Genomic DNA, 16,000 nt, shown 5'->3' with positions numbered 1-16,000 from the left:
ATGGTGCCCTATGTGCCTATGTGGTAAACTATTATTTCCTGCTACCGGACCCAGAAGCGGTTTTCCTGATCAATGTCGGCAGAGAATACCTGTGCGTTAACAATCTGCCCGTCTTTAACCGTATACACATCGATATTGTCGACGTCCAGAACTTCACCGGTAGGTCGGGCGGCGGTCCAGTGCAGGAGGCAGGCAATCTCGTTGCCGTTTTCGGCTACTACCTTAATATTGGTCAGGCGCATGGTATCTTCGGTGAGGCTGAACATCCCGCCAACCATCTGAAACACATCGGTTTTTGAGCGTTTGACGCCCGAAAAGGCATTGTTTCCGGGCTGATTCCACGTAATGCCATCGTGAAGAGCGGCGGCTAATGTGGCCTGATCGCCGGTCTGAACGGCTTTCAAAAAGCGGGTGACGATCTGAGTGGCTTGGTTTTTCATTGGTACTGAGCTTTTTTGTGGTTGATAAGCAATGGATTGGCTGACTAAAACCGATTGTGTTGGCGGCAGAATAGCGGCGTCGGTCACCGGAAGCAGCGCCGTAAGAAGCAAAGCAAGTGTCTTCATGGCTATTGCGTTTTGTTTCGGCAAAAGTACCGGAGCAACCGGGGGCATAACTTATCCGGAGCCGCCAATCACTTGTCATTTCACGCCAGTGTTTTCCGGAGCAGGCAGACGGGCGTACCTTGCAGAAAAACTACGGTTTATGAACGCCTACCAACACCAGTTTATGTGGCATTTACTGGCTTATGCCGTGCAGCGGAATGTTTCATTGCCGGCACTGTGCAGGGCCAATGGTATCGACGAACCGGCATTCCGTGCGGGGCGATTACCGGATCTGACCGAACAACAGGTGGTAATGATCTGGCAGCAGATTGGTGCAGCAACCAACGATCCGTTGCTGGGCCTTCATCTGGGGGAATCACTGCAGCTGGCAGCCCTTGGGGTGGTGGGCGATCTGGTGAAGTTCAGCCGGACCATCGGGGAGGGGGTGATGCAGGCGGCAGCGATGCTTCCGCTCGTTACGGAACTTTGGCGGATGGACGTAGAAACAGAAGGTGCGGTTTGCACCATTCGGTTTACGCCTGAGCGGCCGGAGGGGTCGCAGCCGCTTTCGTTTCTGCACCGGCACATGCTGGACATGCTGCTTGCCTTTACCCTGCACGAAGTCAATGGCCTGGTATTTAGCCGGATCGCTCCGGTAACTGTCGGGTTGCCTTATGAAACAGCGGAGACGGCCGAATATGCCCGTGTGCTGCGGTGTGATGAGATCCGGACGGGAGGTGCCTGCTACCTGACGTTTGACCGCCACGTCTGGCATGAGCCGGTATTGACCGCTAATTATGAAATGCAGCAGTATTTTCTGAAAAAAGCAGGGGAGATGATGCAGGAAAAAGCCCTGCGCCAGTCCCTTCGGGACCGGGTGGAATCCTACCTGATGACCAATGCCTATCTGGGAATACCGACGATTGAGGCCATTGCCGCTAACTTTAACACCAGTGCCAGGAGTCTGCAACGGCATTTACAGGAAGAAGGCGTCACGTACCAGCAACTGGCCGATCAGGTCCGGAAAACGCTGGCACTGCACTATCTGGAAGTCCGGAATTATCCGGTAAAAGAAATTTCGTATTTGCTGGGCTACAATGAGTTAAGTGCCTTTACGCGGGCCTTCCGGCGGTGGACAGGCACTAGCCCGTCCATGTACCGGTCATAAGGCAGATCAATCAGCTGATGGCGAGTATAATCTTGCCGGTGTGTTCACTGCTGGCCATCAGCCGGTGGGCCTCCGCTGCCTCACTAAGCGGAAAAACAGCATGGATAACGGGTTTGATATCGCCACGGGTGACCAGCGGCCATACATGCCTGGCCACGTCGGCGGTGAGTTGCGCCTTGAATACTGCATCGCGGGGTTTTAGGGTGCTGCCACTGACAATCAGTCGTTTGGTCATAATATCCATGATGTTGATTTCGCTTTTGGGCCCATTCATGGCGTTGATAAACATCAGTCGCCCGCCCGTCCGCATCAGCCGCAGGTTTTTGGCCGTATAGTCCCCGCCAACCATGTCAAGGACAACGTCGATACCATAAGAGGTAAGTTCGGCTTCAAAATCGTGGGTTTTGTAATTGACACACCGGATGGCTCCGAGTGACTCGCAGAAAGCGGCTTTTTCGTTGCTGCCCGCCGTGGCAAACGGTACCGCCCCGAATGCTTTTGCCAGCTGAATGGCCGTGATGCCAATGCCGCTGCTGCCACCATGCACCAGAAAATGCTCACCCGCCCGCAAGGCCGCCGACTGGAAAATATTAGACCAGACAGTTAGCAGTGTCTCGGGCCACGACGCAGCTTCGGTCATGGGCATATCCGACGGCACGGGCAGGCAATGCCGTTCATCGACTACCACATACTCCGCATAACCGCCGTTGGCAATCAGCGCACACACGGCGTCGCCGGGTAGCCAGTGATTGGCGTCGGGGCCGCAGGTTTCGATGATGCCGGCCACTTCGAGACCAGGAATCTGCCCTGACGGATCGCCGCCGTATTTACCTTCGCGTTGCAGTAAGTCGCTGCGGTTCAGGCCAGCGGCTTTGACGTGGATCAAGACCTGCCCCGGACCGGGCGTTGGTTTCGGAACATCCTGAAGCTGTAACACATCGGCGTCGCCGGGCTGTGTGATCACAATGGCTTTCATAAAGCAGAATTGTTTTGGCGATATACGTTGCCAATATAACTCCCTTTCTTTGTTCTTTTGTTTTGGAAACGTTTTGAACGATGGACTAAACCACGAAGACGGGAAGGCGTGAAGGGGCACGAAGTTTTTTCTTCTTTATGCTCCTTGATTCCTTCCCGTCTTCGTAGCGAAAAAAAGATATGCAGACAAAAGAACACTCTTTCTGGCAGGATCATGTGAATCTGATCCGGTTTGTGGGTAAATGGGCCCTGCTCATAACGCCCGTCGCCATTGCAGGCGGAACGGCCAGCGCGCTGTTTCTGTGGATGCTCGATGAAGCAACCAGGCTTCGGATCGCCTATCCGGCCTTGTTGTACGGCCTGCCGCTGGCCGGTGTGTTGATCGTTTGGGTGTATCAGCAAGCCGGTAAACGGGCTGAGCAAGGCAATAACCTGCTGATCGACGAGATTCACCAGCCGGGCGGAGGCGTACCGGGGCGTATGGCACCGCTGGTACTGCTGACGTCGGTGCTTACGCATCTGTTTGGCGGTTCGGCAGGCCGCGAGGGAACGGCGGTCCAGATGGGCGGCAGCCTCGCCGGGGTAATTGGCCGGTGGCTGAAACTGTCCGAAGCCGATCTGCGGATGCTGCTGATGGCGGGCGTGGCGGCTGGATTCGGGGCCATTTTCGGGACGCCGCTGGCGGGCGCCATCTTTGCGCTCGAAGTACTGACCATCGGCCGGATGGAATACAGTGCCATTGTTCCCTGCCTGATGGCCAGTATAGTAGGTGATGTCGTTTGCTCGGCATGGGGTGTTCACCATACGCATTATGCCGTCCTGTTTTCGGGCCGTGAACTGCCCGTTTTTTCCGCGGAACATACCTGGCTGGTCGGCAAAACAGTGCTCGCTGGCTGTGCCTTCGGCCTGGCGGCGCTCCTGTTTTCGGAGATGAACCATGGCTTTCAGCGGTTGTATAAGCGATATGTTCCCTCGGTTTACCTTAAACCGGTGATCGGCGGACTGGTGCTGATCGGGCTGGTGTACGCATTGGGCACCCGCGATTATCTGGGGTTGGGCGTAACGGCGCAGCGTCCGGGCGGGGTATCTATCCTGAGCGCCTTTGTCTCCGGCGGGGCCGATCCGCTCAGCTGGTGGTGGAAGCTCTTATTTACCACCATTACGCTCAGCAGCGGTTTCAAAGGCGGCGAGGTGACCCCCTTGTTTTTCATCGGGGCCTGTTTGGGCAACTGGCTGGCGGGGCTTATGAATGCTCCCGTTGACCTGTTTGCGGCCATCGGGTTCATTGCCGTTTTCGGAGGGGCTGCCAACACCCCGCTGGCCTGCACCATCATGGGGCTTGAGCTGTTCGGAGCCGACAACCTGATTTTCTTTGCCATTGGCTGCTTTGTCGCCTATCTGTTCAGCGGTCACCGCAGCATCTACATGGCCCAGCGTATCGGCCTGTCTAAAACCGACGATGCGATTCGCAGCACCATTCAGCGGCTGAGTGACCGGTAAAAATAGGAGTCGTCTTTCCGATATTTAGTGAATCTTACGAAATATCATGATAGAACGCTTTGGAAATGCATAGTTAATGCTTTTAAAACTTTTTATAGGATTCATGTATAATAAGTTTTCGGGAGTATTTTTATGAGTTATACGAGTTTTTGTTAATAGAATGACTGAAAATATAAACTAAATTTGATTAGTAATTTTTTTTATTTTCTTGATTATATGTTGTTTATGGTTTTTCTATGTTTTTTAGGTAACTTTTTTGTTATAAATTGAAAATAACGTTCATGAATAATGGAATAGTTTTTGTTATAATTTTGAAAATTAATTGTTTGTTCATATGCTGATTTGTGTCGGTTGAATATGAATTTTATGTGTCACATTAACTTTGTATTATTTATGAAAAAAAGTTTTTTTATACTTAATTGCGTAATAATGTTCATAATATGGCTGTCTTTGTCTTGTACTGAAGATCATCGTATACCAAATTATGAAGAGCGTATTGTTATTGCCAATAGAGGAGGCAGTAGTATTTCGTTTGTTGATGCTAATTCGGATCAAGTTATAAAAACGTTGACTATAACTGGTTCAGAACCAATGTACGTTGTATATGTAGCAGCTAAGGATAAGCTATATGTAGGAGACCGGGCAGGGAAGAAAGTTCATGTTGTAAACCCTCAGACAAAAGAAGTTGAAAACGCCATTCCTGTCGGAAATGGTGTTTTTCATATGTGGGCAGATGCCCTGGGTAAGCAACTTTGGGTTAATAATGATATTGATAATACAATATCAGTAATTAATCTTACCACCGATAAAGTTGAGACATTGATAAAACTAGACGAGAAACCACATGATGTTTTTCTTACAAAAGATGCAACAAAAGCGTATGTTTCGATCTTAAATCCTGATGCAGCCACACCGGATAAAATAGTTTTATTTTCGATGCCGAGTTTTAAAAGGATAAATGAAGTTAATGTTGGAAAAGATCCGCATTTATTTCATTTATCGAAGAGCAATAAACTAGTTGTTCCTTGTCAATCCGGTCAGGTATTTACACTGAACGGGAATGATTTAAACGTATTATCAACTAGTTCGTATGCAGGAGCTCATGGTATTTTTCCAGCACCCGATGAAAATACAGTCTTTGTTACAAATATTACCGGTGCACAAATATATTCTATTAATCCGGCTGATAATATACAAAACAGAACTGTAACAGCATCATTAACTGCTACGCCGCACAATGTTGTTGCAAATGAAGCCGGTAGTAAATTATTTGTGACGCATTCAGGCGCAGCAGCAAACACAGTTTCTACCTATACCGTTGGTTCGAAGTCTTTAACACCAGGTACAACTATTACTGTCGGAACAAATCCTTTTGGTTTAGCTTACTATAAAAGAGAAGCAAAATAGCGAAAGCTACAGCACTAAAAGCAATGTTCAGGCCTCCACAAATTCCATATTTTATATGCAAAGTTTGTTCATATCCGTAACTTGACGGATAATTATAAAATCCCATTTCTATTTTAGAGATGGGATTATTTTTTTAAGGATTATATGACTTCTGCCCTAACTGCCACAGCCCCGTCCGCCAAACGGGTTTTGTCCATTGACGTGTTTCGTGCCGTCACGATGCTGACCATGATTTTTGTCAACGACCTCTGGTCGCTGTCCGGGATTCCCGGCTGGCTGGAACACGCGCGGGCCGATCAGGATTTTCTGGGGTTTTCCGACACCGTATTCCCGTGTTTTCTGGTCATTGTCGGCATGTCTGTTCCGTTTGCGGTGCAGCAGCGGCTGGCAAAAGGCGATACCTACGGCAAACTGCTGCTGCATATTGGTCTGCGCAGCGTGGCGCTGATCATCATGGGTGTATTTACCGTGAACATATCCGACCTGAACGAAGCCGCATCGGGAATGCGTAAAGAGTGGTTTCAGATCCTGATGGTAGCCGGATTTTTCCTGATCTGGAATCAATACCCGAAACAGGACGGCATGCTGAAAGGGCTGTTTACGGGGTTACAGCTTTTCGGAATCGCCCTGCTGGTCTGGCTGGCTTACCGCTTTAAAGGGGGGGCGGCCGATAACCTGACGGGGATGACGCCGCAGTGGTGGGGCATCCTCGGCCTCATTGGCTGGACTTATCTCACCTGTGCTACCCTCTACCTGTTTCTCCGTGACCGGTTTAGCGCCCTGGTGGTTTGCTGGGTTATGTTTAACCTACTGCCCGTTGCCGGTCATGCGGGCTGGCTGCGGCAACTGTGGCCGGAGGGGCCGCAGGACTGGATATTGGGCAACGGTGCATTCAGCGCGTTTACCTTTACGGGCATCCTCGCCACACGGATGGTGACCCGCTGGCAGGAGCAGCAACGGGCCACACACATCCCGCTATACCTCATCATCGCCGGTGGCCTGTTCGTTATGGCCGGACTTCTTTCCCGTAACTTCTTCCTTATTTCCAAGATTCAGGCTACCTCCACATGGATCTGGTTATGCTGCGGAATTGCCCTGATTGTATACGCGGGCATTTACTGGCTGGTCGACCTGAAAGATAAGGCCGGCTGGTTTACGCTGATCAAACCCGCCGGTACCAGCACGCTCACCTGTTACCTGATTCCGTATGTCTACTACAGCGTAGCCGATCTGTCGGGTATTTCGCTCCCTGCAATCCTCACAACCGGTGGAGTGGGGTTGCTGAAATCGTTGGTATATGCCTTGCTGGTTATCGGTATTACGGCCCTCCTGGGAAACGTGCGGATAAAGCTTAAACTATAGTTCGTCGCGTTGTTTCACATCCGGGTAATCATTTCTGCCAAAGAAAAAACGTAGATTAGCGCGAATTTCTAACCCTTATCCTGATGCTGAATCGTCGTTTACTTTTTCTGTTTTTACTTTGTTTCGTATGGCCCGGTACTACACTGCTTTATGCGCAAAGTGATGCCTTTATAACGGGAGATGCGTTACCCGATGCACCGGAACTGGCTTTACGCGGAGCGTATAAGGTAGGTGTCCGGACCCTGAAACTGACTAATCCCGGACAGCTTGATATTCTGAAGGCAAAAGACGGGGTTGTGCCGACCTACGACCGTCCGCTGACCCTCGAAGTCTGGTATCCGGCTCAGATACCGCAAGGGCAGACCGAACGGACAGTCTATGACCAGGTAATGGGGCAGGCCAATAATCCCCAGCGGCCGATTATTCCCTATACGTTTGAGGGGCGCGCCCTGCGGGATGCCGAGCCGGTCCGGGAGGGGACGCCTTTTCCGTTGGTTATTGTCTCACACGGCTATCCCGGCACCCGGTATCTGATGACCTACCTGACCGAAAATCTGGCCTCCAAAGGGTATGTGGTGGTGGCTATCGACCATACCGAATCGACTTACCGCGACATGGCCAATTTCAGTAGCACGCTGCTTAACCGTCCGTTCGATGATCTGTTTGTGCTGAACGAAATGGCCCGGCTGAGTACGAAAGGAAGCAACTCATTTCTGGCCGGTTTATCCGATGCCAACAACACGGCCATCATCGGGTATTCGATGGGTGGGTATGGGGTGGTGAATGTAGGTGGTGCCGGATACAGTGCACAGGCCGTAGCCTTTTTTAAACAAGCTACCGGTGGCAGCGACGCCCTGAAACTGCGTGCGGCGGGTTCACCGGCCATGGCGGCGGGACCTGATCCACGCATTAAAGCCGTGGTTGCCTTTGCGCCCTGGGGAATGGAGCGCGGCATCTGGGATGCCGAAGGACTGAAAGGATTGCGGTTGCCGACGCTGTTTATTGCGGGCGAAAAAGACGATGTGTCAGGCTACGAAAAAGGGGTTAAAGCCATTTTTGACGGAACCGTTAACGCCGACCGCTATATGCTTTCCTACATTAATGCCCGACACAATGTCGCCCCGAATGCGCCGACGGCAGCCGTTATGAAGCCCGGTGTTTCCTGGAACGAATACATGCACTACGCCGAGCCGGGCTGGAACGAACGGCGCATCAACAACATCAACCAGCATTTTGTCACGGCTTTCATTGGGATGCACCTCAAAGGCCAGGATAACCGCAAATACTTCGATGTCCCCGAAAAAATAACGGACGGCGTCTGGCCCGGCTTTAAACCCAGAGCGGTTGGGCTGGAAATGCGGCACCAGAAACCATAAAAACGCTTGAGCCGTTGCGGATTCACGCAACGGCTCAGTCACTCATTACCGATGATTCCTATTGATACGATAACCTCATTTCCGCTTGAGGAAACACTGTTTGTCTTTGCGCTCGAATCCGAAGCCGGGACCTCATTCGACAACCGCCATACCCTGTTTACCGGCATTGGAAAAGTAAATGCCGCCGTCAAACTGACCCGCGCCATATACCGGTCGCGGCCGAAGCTGATCGTTAATCTGGGATCGGCGGGGAGCAATGTATATAAAAAAGGAGAGGTGGTATGCTGTACAGCGTTTGTTCAGCGGGATATGGATGTCAGAGGACTGGGCTATGCCCTTTATGAAACGCCTTTGTCGGGCATTCCGATGGTATTATCGTATGGCCTGACGCTGGACGGGCTGCCGAAAGGTGTCTGCGGTTCGGGCGATAGTTTTGACATGAGCCACGCTGAGACGATTTACAATGTGGTCGACATGGAAGCCTACCCGCTGGCGCTCATCGCCATGCAGGAGCAGATTCCGTTTTTGTGCCTTAAATACATTACCGACGGCGCCAACGATGCCGCCGCCGAAGACTGGAATATGCTGGTACACCGCGCCTCGGAAGCGTTCAGCGGGTTGCTGTTCGCCAAAGCCCTGACGGTGGAGGAAACAAAATAGGGGTTAATATATACCAGATAGCCACATAGGACACAAAGAGAAAAGTAACTAAATCGTTGTGTTCTTATGTGGCTATGTGGTGTAGTGTTTTTATAAACAGACAGCTGTGTGTTTCGCGGTAAGGTCGCAATTACTGGTACCTCAATTCACCGCCATGGCTTTTTTCACCGCCTCGTACGCATTCACGATTCCGCCCGAACGGCTGAGGGTACTGAAAGGGACCGTCTCTTTTGCCGCTGCGCCTGGCCGCTGTACCGTCAGGTCTGGCTTCCAGACGGTCTGCATCAGCAACTCTTTTACCTGCACAGCCGTCAGCTTCGGGAAATACGACCGGAGCAGAGCCGCCACGCCCGCTACGCAGGGGGAAGCCATGCTCGTGCCCGAAAATTTTTCGTATTGATTCCCCGGTGTTGTCGACAGAATTGCAGTACCGGGGGCAAACAGATCAACAGTCCGCTGTCCGTAGTTTGACGAACCGGCCGGCAGGTTACTGTTGGCTTTCCAGGTCGAATTACCGACCGTAATAAAGTTGCGGGCCTCCTTCCCGTTTTCGTATACCGGTCGCGGGTAGGCAGGAATCGTATCGTAGTTTTCGCCGTTATTACCGGCTGCATGCACTAACAAAACATCCTTGTCTTCGGCATATCTGATGGCTGCATCAATCTGTTCCTTATACGGTGACAGCCGCTTGCCAAAGCTCATGTTAATCACTTTCGCACCGTTATCGACCGCATACCGGATGGCATTGGCCACGTCTTTATCCCGTTCATCGCCCCCGTTCGGCACCGCTGCCAGATACATCAGCCGGACATTATCAGCCACGCCATCGACACCAATGTCGTTGCCGCGCTGCGCCCCAACGATACCGGCAACGTGGGTGCCGTGTCCGCCGAGTCCGTCTTTGGCCACGAAAAACGGACTGCCGTAGCCGCGTTCATCGGGATTCAGCGGGTTATCGCCAACCAGCTCACGGGGCTTTAAATCAGCGTTGTAGGTTGCGTCGATGTCTTTCAGGATAATTGATTTCAGCACGCCGTACCGCGCTGTCAGCAGCTTTTCCATTTGCGTGAACGAGCCGAACTGTGGTGCAAATACTTCGCTAAGTATGGCTTTCACCGCGCGGCCCACCGAGTCGGTTTCCGTTGGCTGTATCAGATTCAGACTTTCACGGGCGAAGGTTTTATCGCTGATTTGGGCCAGTTGCCCTTTCATGGTTTCGATAAACCGGGCACTGTCGGCCATGGCCAGGCGTTTCTGACGCACCACCTTTGAGCGGTCCATAAACCGCTTTTTCGCAATCTGGTAGACCTCATATTGCCGCCGCTCAACCTTATTTTTCAGCTTGCCCGGGTCAATGGTATCGAATTTGTCTTTCCACATGACATAAATCTGGGTCACTTCTTCCTGATCATTGACGTAGGTTTTGCCATCGGGAGAAGCCATGAAGTTCCAGCCATGTACGTCATCGACGTAGCCGTTTTTGTCATCGTCCTTACCGTTGCCGGCAATCTCCCTGGTATTGGTCCAGAGCACGTTTTTCAGGTCTTCATGTACCAGATCGACTCCTGAGTCAATGACACCGACAACAACGGGCGTTGATGGCCTGCCTTTCAGCAGCTCGTAGGCACGGTATAGGCTGATACCGGCAATCGAGTCTTTCTGTGGGTCAAGGTATTGCCAGTCTTTGGGCGGGGTTCGTTTGAATGTTGGAATTTGTTGGGCCCATGCGCCTGAAACGGTCAGCAGGGCAACAAAAGGGAAGATGAGTTTTTGCATAGGTAATAATGGCAATCGGCGACATACACCGGCCGTTTATAGTAAACGTTTTTCTGACGGATTTTAACTCAGTGGCGGATAAAAATGTGGTAGCTTGTGACACAGTACCGAACCTGAATGACTGCCGGAAAAGGTCCACGCAGCGCGTAAATAAAAAAACGGAGCGGCTTGTTTTTTTGCCGCTCCGCTATGAAAACAGGTTAAACCGGTTCTGCTACCAGACCGGCACCGGCTTCTTCTTTTTCTTCCGGTTTCAGGTTCGCAGACATATAGGTATAAACCGCCGGGATAATGTACAGGGTCAGCAACGTCGAGAACAACAACCCGCCGACCACCGCAATACCCATCGACACCCGGCTTTCTGAACCTGCACCGAGTGCCAGCGCGATGGGCAACAGACCCAGGGCCGCGCAAAGGCTGGTCATCAGAATAGGCCGGAAACGGGCAACGGCTGCTTCCAGAGCTGCCTGATGTTTGTTGTCGCCCTCTTCTTTGCGCTGATTTGCAAACTCCACAATCAGGATACCGTTTTTGGTTACCAGACCAACAAGCGTGATAATCCCGATCTGGCTGAACACGTTCAGGGTCTGGCCGAAATCCCAGAGCGACAGCAGGGCACCGCACAGGGCAAGCGGAACCGTCAGCAGGATAATGATCGGATCCACGAAGCTTTCGAACTGGGCGGCCAGAATCAGATAAATCAGGACCAGGGCCAGGGCAAAGGCAAAATAGAGTGATGAGGAGCTTTCGCGGAATTCCTTCGCCTGTCCGTCGAGTGCCGTTGAGTAGCTGGAATCCAGGACTTCTTTGGCAATCCGTTCCATCTCGTCGATACCAGCCCCGAGCGTTACGCCTTTTGCCAGACCGGCCGAGATCGTAGCTGCCGAATAGCGGTTGTAGCGGAAGAGGGTAGGGGGCGTACTTTGCTCACTCACCCGGACAAGGTTATCCAGCTGAATCAGCTCGCCGCGATTGTTTTTTACGTAGAGCGACTTCAGGTCGGTTACGTCATTGCGGTCGTCGCGCATGATCTGACCGATAACCTGATACTGTTTGCCATCCATGATGAAATACCCGAACCGGCGGCCCGAAAGCCCTAATTGCAGGGTCTGGGCTACATCCTGCACCGATACGCCCAGGTTGAGCGCCTTGTCACGGTCAATGTCAAGCCGGATTTCCGGTTTCGTAAATTTCAGGTTGACGTCGGAGGCTGAAAACTTGTCGGACGACTGCACGAGTTTCATAAACTCAGGCACCACCTTGCGAAGCTTGTCGAAGCTCGTGGCCTGAATCACAAACTGCACCGGCAGACCGCCGCCGCCGCCCACACGGGCTCCCGACTGTATGGTCTGCTCCTGAATAACCAGCGCCTTCGCGCCCGGAAACTTCTTGATTTTCGGCGTAATGTCATCCACCATCTGTTGTTGAGAGATGGTTCGGGGTGGTTTGTCGCCCAGGACAATCCGGAACGCGGCTGAGTTGGTGGCACCGGAGCCAAAGCTGGGCGACGTGATGGCAATCACACCGGCCACATCTTTTTTGTCGAAGTTTTTACGCAGGAATGCCGCCACCTGATCGGTATAATTCAGCATGTATTCATAGGTTGCCCCCTCCTGAGCGGTTGCCTGAATCCGGAACCCGCCGCGGTCTTCCATCGGGGCCAGTTCCTGCGGAATCGCCTGAAATTTAAAGAGCGCATAGATGATGCCGCCGAAAGCCAGAATCAGCACCCATGCCATCCAGCGTATTTTGAGGAAACCAGCCAGAGAGTTCTGGTAACCGTTGATCATCCACTCAAAAAACGGCTCGGTTACCCGGTAGAGCCACGGCTGGCGATGGCGGTTTTTTAACAGTTTCGACGACAACATCGGCGTCAGCGTCAGCGACACAAAGGCCGAAATCAGGACCGATCCGGCGACCACAATGCCGAATTCGCGGAACAGACGACCCGTAACCCCCTGCAGGAAGATAACCGGCAGAAACACCGCCGCGAGCGTAACCGTCGTCGAAATAACGGCAAAGTAAATCTCTTTCGACCCTTCAATCGCTGCCTGCATGGGCTTCATGCCTTCCTCGATCTTGGTATAAATGTTCTCGAGTACCACAATGGCATCATCCACGACCAGACCGATGGACAAGACGATACCGAGCAGGGTCAGTACGTTCATCGAGAACCCGCAGATGTACATGATAAAAAACGACCCGACGAGCGAAACCGGAATGGCCGTCAGCGGAATCAGCGTACTCCGCCAGTCGCGGAGGAAAGTAAAGATAATCAGGGCCACCAGGGCAAAGGCAATGATTATCGTTTCCTCTACTTCTTCGATTGATTTCCGGACATAGCGCGTGTAGTCAAAACCCAGAATGAGCTTCACATCCGGCGGCAAGTCCTTCTGAATCTGCTCCTGTTTTTTGTATACATTGTTTACAATCTCAATCTGGTTGGCACCCGGCTGCGGAATAACGGCAACGCTGAGCATCGGAACGCCATCCCGTTTGAACAGGGTTTTTTCCACTTCCGGGGCCAGCTCGGCATAACCGACATCCTGAAATTTAACCACCTGATCGTTGGTCTCCTTCAGAATCAGGTTGTTGAAATCCTGAGGTGTGGTCAGGCGGCCCAGTGTCCGTACGGTCAGTTCGGTACTGGCGCCTTCCACGCTACCCGATGGCAACTCAATGTTCTGCGTCCGGAGCGCGTTGGATACATCAATGGCCGTCAGCCGGTAAGATGCCAGTTTCACCGGATCGATCCGGAGACGCATGGCGTATTTTTTCTCTCCCCAGATCTGGACGCTGCTCACGCCCGGAATGGTCTGAAAGCGTTCTTTAATCTGACGGAGGGCAATGTCGTTCAGCTCCAGCAGGGAGCGGGTTTTCGACAGAACCTGAATAAAGTAAATCGGGCTGGCGTCGGCGTCGGCCTTGGCCACGATCGGCGGATCGACATCGGGCGGGAGGTTGGCGATGGCCCGGCTTACGCGGTCGCGCACGTCGTTGGCGGCGTCCTCAATGTTGACGCTCAGTTCAAATTCTACCGTAATCTGGCTCCGGCCGTCCCGACTCGATGACGTCAGGGTCCGGATACCGGCAATCCCGTTGATGGATTCTTCGAGCGGTTCGGTAATCTGTGATTCGACAATATCGGCGTTAGCACCCGTGTAAACCGTCGAAACGGTCACGACCGGCAGGTCGATACTGGGGAACTCGCGCACCCCCAGATAGGCAAAGCCAATGCCGCCAAAGACTAAAATCAGCAGAGACATCACAACCGCCAGTACCGGCCGCTTGATGGATGTTGTTGATAGGTTAGCCATAAAAAATTGAGTGATTGTGTGAAAGTGCGATTGAGTGAATCGATGGCGTTTTAGTTCGCTCAATCACTCAACCGCCCAATCACTAATTTAAGTTTCTGATGTCAACTTCGCCGCCGGGTTTGACGAGCTGGGTGCCGGCGGTGATGAGCGAATCGCCGACGTGGAGGCCGCTGCGGATTTCGACGGTCCGGTCGTTGCGAAGGCCGATTTCAACCGGGACCGACTCGGCTTTGCGGTTACGGACCACAAATACTTTCTGGCCGGCCTGTTCGGGAATGATGGCCTCCGTTGGCACCACAATGGCGTTGCCGTGGGAATTGAGGACAACGTTGATCCGGGCAAAAGCACCCGGTACGAGTGTCCGGTCGTTGTTCGGGCTGACGGCACGCAGCAGCAGGCTTCGTGTTTCGGGATCCACTTTGGTTTCGACAGCGTAGACCGTTCCGCCATATTGCCGGGAGGAGCCCTCGACCAGAAACTGGATTTTGCTGCCCTGACGAACCAGTTGGGCGTATTTTGCCGGTACCGAAAAGTCGAGTTTGGCAGGGTTGGTATTGGTAAGGGTCGCGATCCGGCTTGCCGGTGAGATATAGCTGCCGCTGCTGATGTACCGCAGCCCGATGGTGCCATCAAACGGCGCACGGATGACGGTTTTGCTGATTTGTACTTTCAGGTTTTCAATATCGGCCAGAATCCCGTTCAGGTTGGTCTGGGCGATGTCGTATTCCTGGCGGCTGATGGCTTCTTTTTCCAGCAGTCGTTTCTGCCGCGATTCATTGGTCTCGGCCAGTTGCTTGTTCGACAGCAGTTTCTGCAACTGTGCCTGCAGGTCGGCGTCGTTGATGCGCAGTAAAACAGCATCCTTTTTAACGTATTGGCCTTCTTTGAAGAAAATGCCGGTCACCCGACCGGAAATTTCACTCCGGACTTCTACTTCTTCATTCGGGATAATGGTACCGGTAGTCAGGATTTTCTCATCGAGCGATTGCATATTGACGACCATAACGTCGACAGATGCCTTGCCGCCGCCTTTGGCATCGCCGCCGGGTTTGCCGCCACCCGTCGCCGCTTTTTCGTCGGGTTTTGGTGCCAGGAGTGGTTTTAGTTTAGGGTAAAAAGCCAAAGCCCCAACCAGCACAATGATGATAGCGGTCAGTAGTCGTTTGGTAAATGTTGTCATAGGCAGTGAAGGTAAAAGTAGCGTCGGTTTTGGCTACTAAACTAGGCAAAAAAGTGGATTTAAACGTGAATCTGTCTGCCTCAGATGAAAATATCGGCACCTGCTGATTGCATGTAACCAAAATAAGGAAGTTGCGGATTAACAGGTTGTTGGTATGGGATGTACGCGTATAAAAAAAGTGGCCAGTCCGGAAACTGGCCACTCATTCAGCGATTAAGAACGGACAACGGTTTTAGTTGCGGACGGTAAACGTAAACGTTTTGTAGTTTTCGCTTGGATTGATATCCGTTGACGTGGCCAGTGTCGTTACCAGCGTCACTGTTTGCGTAGTCGGAGCCGTAGCCGGAATGCCGGGCAGGAACCGAACCACCAGATATCCGACACTGCTGTTTGGCGGAATGGTAACCTGGCCTTTGGTACCAACAATCTGATAGTGCGTACCTTCAACAGCGGTGCTTGTCGGATCAATGTTATAGTTGATCGTCGTAGCAACGGGGCGTTGCGGACCAACCAGCTGGACCAGAATACTGTCGCGGCCGATGCCCTGACGAACGGTACGGGTACGGACGCCATTGGCCACGTTGTTGGTTGGCTGCGTGGCAAAACCACGGCGCGGGTTGCTGAACTCAGCCACGGTAGGGCCTTCGTAGGTCCATGACGGATTTTCGAAGCAGGATGTCAGGCTCAAAACCATAGCCCCGAATCCAAGAATATAACTTAATGCTTTACGCATG

12 protein-coding genes are annotated in these 16,000 nt (G+C 52.3%); 6 read left to right on the top strand and 6 right to left on the bottom strand.

Annotated elements, in window-relative coordinates; all coding sequences use genetic code 11:
• Nucleotides 1–41 precede the first annotated feature (41 nt).
• Nucleotides 42–566 carry a nuclear transport factor 2 family protein gene (locus BLX24_RS10120; protein WP_229201751.1) on the bottom strand — a complete coding sequence of 175 codons (525 nt, stop codon included), beginning with the start codon at nucleotides 564–566 and terminating at the stop codon, nucleotides 42–44.
• A gap of 139 nt (nucleotides 567–705) precedes the next feature.
• Here BLX24_RS10120 and BLX24_RS10115 point away from each other — a divergent pair, with 139 nt between their 5' ends.
• The gene (locus tag BLX24_RS10115; protein WP_071503007.1) at nucleotides 706–1,713 is read left to right on the top strand and encodes an AraC family transcriptional regulator; all 1,008 of its coding nucleotides are present in this window, start codon (nucleotides 706–708) and stop codon (nucleotides 1,711–1,713) included.
• 10 nt (nucleotides 1,714–1,723) lie between these two features.
• Here BLX24_RS10115 and BLX24_RS10110 read toward each other — a convergent pair whose 3' ends face one another.
• Nucleotides 1,724–2,689: an NAD(P)H-quinone oxidoreductase gene (locus BLX24_RS10110; RefSeq protein ID WP_071503006.1), complete on the bottom strand. Its 966-nt coding sequence runs from the start codon at nucleotides 2,687–2,689 to the stop codon at nucleotides 1,724–1,726.
• A 179-nt stretch (nucleotides 2,690–2,868) separates the two neighbouring features.
• Here BLX24_RS10110 and BLX24_RS10105 point away from each other — a divergent pair, with 179 nt between their 5' ends.
• The 5 genes from BLX24_RS10105 (at nucleotide 2,869) to BLX24_RS10085 (ending at nucleotide 8,993) form a co-directional block, all read left to right on the top strand.
• On the top strand, nucleotides 2,869–4,188 hold the full coding sequence (locus BLX24_RS10105; RefSeq protein WP_071503005.1) for a voltage-gated chloride channel family protein: 1,320 nt from the start codon (nucleotides 2,869–2,871) through the stop codon (nucleotides 4,186–4,188).
• Between the two features lie 393 nt (nucleotides 4,189–4,581).
• Nucleotides 4,582–5,595: a YncE family protein gene (locus tag BLX24_RS10100; protein ID WP_071503004.1), complete on the top strand. Its 1,014-nt coding sequence runs from the start codon at nucleotides 4,582–4,584 to the stop codon at nucleotides 5,593–5,595.
• A gap of 144 nt (nucleotides 5,596–5,739) precedes the next feature.
• Nucleotides 5,740–6,957 carry a DUF5009 domain-containing protein gene (locus BLX24_RS10095; protein WP_071503003.1) on the top strand — a complete coding sequence of 406 codons (1,218 nt, stop codon included), beginning with the start codon at nucleotides 5,740–5,742 and terminating at the stop codon, nucleotides 6,955–6,957.
• Nucleotides 6,958–7,040: 83 nt separating this feature from the next.
• Nucleotides 7,041–8,333, top strand: coding sequence for an alpha/beta hydrolase family protein (locus tag BLX24_RS10090; RefSeq protein ID WP_071503002.1), 1,293 nt, complete (start codon nucleotides 7,041–7,043; stop codon nucleotides 8,331–8,333).
• 51 nt (nucleotides 8,334–8,384) lie between these two features.
• Nucleotides 8,385–8,993, top strand: a complete 609-nt coding sequence (locus BLX24_RS10085; protein ID WP_071503001.1) for a 5'-methylthioadenosine/S-adenosylhomocysteine nucleosidase family protein — start codon at nucleotides 8,385–8,387, stop codon at nucleotides 8,991–8,993.
• Nucleotides 8,994–9,134: 141 nt separating this feature from the next.
• On the opposite strand, the gene BLX24_RS10080 is transcribed toward BLX24_RS10085, so the two are convergent.
• The 4 genes from BLX24_RS10080 to BLX24_RS10065 all read right to left on the bottom strand — a co-directional run bounded on the left by BLX24_RS10080 (nucleotide 9,135) and on the right by BLX24_RS10065 (nucleotide 15,999).
• Nucleotides 9,135–10,769, bottom strand: coding sequence for a S8 family peptidase (locus tag BLX24_RS10080; protein WP_071503000.1), 1,635 nt, complete (start codon nucleotides 10,767–10,769; stop codon nucleotides 9,135–9,137).
• Nucleotides 10,770–10,969: 200 nt separating this feature from the next.
• Nucleotides 10,970–14,086, bottom strand: coding sequence for an efflux RND transporter permease subunit (locus tag BLX24_RS10075; protein ID WP_071502999.1), 3,117 nt, complete (start codon nucleotides 14,084–14,086; stop codon nucleotides 10,970–10,972).
• A gap of 82 nt (nucleotides 14,087–14,168) precedes the next feature.
• The gene (locus BLX24_RS10070) at nucleotides 14,169–15,266 is read right to left on the bottom strand and encodes an efflux RND transporter periplasmic adaptor subunit (RefSeq protein ID WP_071502998.1); all 1,098 of its coding nucleotides are present in this window, start codon (nucleotides 15,264–15,266) and stop codon (nucleotides 14,169–14,171) included.
• A gap of 232 nt (nucleotides 15,267–15,498) precedes the next feature.
• Nucleotides 15,499–15,999, bottom strand: a complete 501-nt coding sequence (locus tag BLX24_RS10065) for a hypothetical protein (RefSeq protein ID WP_071502997.1) — start codon at nucleotides 15,997–15,999, stop codon at nucleotides 15,499–15,501.
• Nucleotide 16,000: the final 1 nt, after the last annotated feature.

Origin of the sequence: Arsenicibacter rosenii (genome assembly GCF_001870735.1) — a bacterium.
GTDB classification, from domain to species: domain Bacteria; phylum Bacteroidota; class Bacteroidia; order Cytophagales; family Spirosomataceae; genus Arsenicibacter; species Arsenicibacter rosenii.
The sequence above is the reverse complement of the archived record's forward strand: the minus strand, read 5'-3'. Positions and strand labels throughout refer to the sequence as shown.

Coding starts and splice junctions, on each gene's coding strand:
- BLX24_RS10120 (WP_229201751.1), bottom strand. CDS start 566: ATGAAGACACTTGCTTTGCTTCTTACGGCGCTGCTTCCGGTGACCGAC.
- BLX24_RS10115 (WP_071503007.1), top strand. CDS start 706: ATGAACGCCTACCAACACCAGTTTATGTGGCATTTACTGGCTTATGCC.
- BLX24_RS10110 (WP_071503006.1), bottom strand. CDS start 2,689: ATGAAAGCCATTGTGATCACACAGCCCGGCGACGCCGATGTGTTACAG.
- BLX24_RS10105 (WP_071503005.1), top strand. CDS start 2,869: ATGCAGACAAAAGAACACTCTTTCTGGCAGGATCATGTGAATCTGATC.
- BLX24_RS10100 (WP_071503004.1), top strand. CDS start 4,582: ATGAAAAAAAGTTTTTTTATACTTAATTGCGTAATAATGTTCATAATA.
- BLX24_RS10095 (WP_071503003.1), top strand. CDS start 5,740: ATGACTTCTGCCCTAACTGCCACAGCCCCGTCCGCCAAACGGGTTTTG.
- BLX24_RS10090 (WP_071503002.1), top strand. CDS start 7,041: ATGCTGAATCGTCGTTTACTTTTTCTGTTTTTACTTTGTTTCGTATGG.
- BLX24_RS10085 (WP_071503001.1), top strand. CDS start 8,385: ATGATTCCTATTGATACGATAACCTCATTTCCGCTTGAGGAAACACTG.
- BLX24_RS10080 (WP_071503000.1), bottom strand. CDS start 10,769: ATGCAAAAACTCATCTTCCCTTTTGTTGCCCTGCTGACCGTTTCAGGC.
- BLX24_RS10075 (WP_071502999.1), bottom strand. CDS start 14,086: ATGGCTAACCTATCAACAACATCCATCAAGCGGCCGGTACTGGCGGTT.
- BLX24_RS10070 (WP_071502998.1), bottom strand. CDS start 15,266: ATGACAACATTTACCAAACGACTACTGACCGCTATCATCATTGTGCTG.
- BLX24_RS10065 (WP_071502997.1), bottom strand. CDS start 15,999: ATGCGTAAAGCATTAAGTTATATTCTTGGATTCGGGGCTATGGTTTTG.